Source organism: Vibrio sp. VPAP30 (assembly GCF_001188205.1).
GTDB lineage: Bacteria > Pseudomonadota > Gammaproteobacteria > Enterobacterales > Vibrionaceae > Vibrio > Vibrio bivalvicida.
The window spans coordinates 1-1,190 of the sequence record NZ_LBLS01000029.1; the positions used below are offsets into that span (position 1 = coordinate 1).

A 1,190-nucleotide genomic window follows, 5' to 3' on the forward strand; every position below is an offset into this window, starting at 1 on the left:
GTTCAGTCTGAAGACGGCACGCCACACACGGTCGAAATCACCATTACGGGCACCAATGACGCCGCGCAGATCAGCGGCGATGACAAAGGTGCCGTGACGGAAGGTGACGGCAATGTGGTCCTTGAAGACAAGGGCACACTGACGTCTGTCGATGTGGATGGTAACAACGCGAGCGACACCTTTAAAACTGACGTGACGGCGGTGAATCACCCGACGGAAGGTGCGCCACTGGGCAGCCTGACCATCACCGAAGGCGGTGAGTGGACGTACAACGTTGACAACAGCAAAGTGGAATACTTAGGTGAAGGTCAGACTCGCGTTGAGACCTTCACGGTTCAGTCTGAAGACGGCACGCCACACACGGTCGAAATCATCATTACGGGCACCAATGACGCCGCGCAAATCAGCGGCGATGATAAAGGTGCCGTGACGGAAGGTGACGGCAACGAGATTCTTGAAGATACGGGCACGCTGACGTCTGTCGATGTGGATGGCAACAACGCGAACGACACCTTTAAAACTGAAGTGACGGTGGTGAATCACCCGACGGAAGGTGCGCCACTGGGCAGCCTGACTATCACCGAAGGCGGTGAGTGGACGTACAACGTTGACAACAGCAAAGTGGAATACTTAGGTGAAGGTCAGACTCGCGTTGAGACCTTCACGGTTCAGTCTGAAGACGGCACGCCACACACGGTCGAAATCACCATTACGGGCACCAATGACGCCGCGCAGATCAGCGGCGATGACAAAGGTGCCGTGACGGAAGGTGACGGCAATGTGGTCCTTGAAGACAAGGGCACACTGACGTCTGTCGATGTGGATGGCAACAACGCTAACGACACCTTTAAAACTGACGTGACGGCGGTGAGTCACCCAACGGAAGGTGCGCCACTGGGCAGCCTGACTATCACCGAAGGCGGTAAGTGGACGTACAACGTTGACAACAGCAAAGTGGAATACTTAGGTGAAGGTCAGACTCGCGTTGAGACCTTCACGGTTCAGTCTGAAGACGGCACGCCACACACGGTCGAAATCACCATCACGGGCACCAATGACGCCGCGCAAATCAGCGGCGATGACAAGGGTGCCGTGACGGAAGGCGATGGCAATGTGGTCCTTGAAGATACGGGCACGCTGACGTCTGTCGATGTGGATGGTAACAACGCGAGCGACACCTTTAAAACTGA

1 protein-coding gene is annotated in these 1,190 nt (G+C 55.7%); it reads left to right on the plus strand.

All coding sequences use genetic code 11. From position 1 onward, the window contains the following. Positions 1-1,190: VCBS domain-containing protein (locus ZX61_RS13330; protein ID WP_200904246.1), on the plus strand; the 1,190-nt coding region annotated here is incomplete at both ends.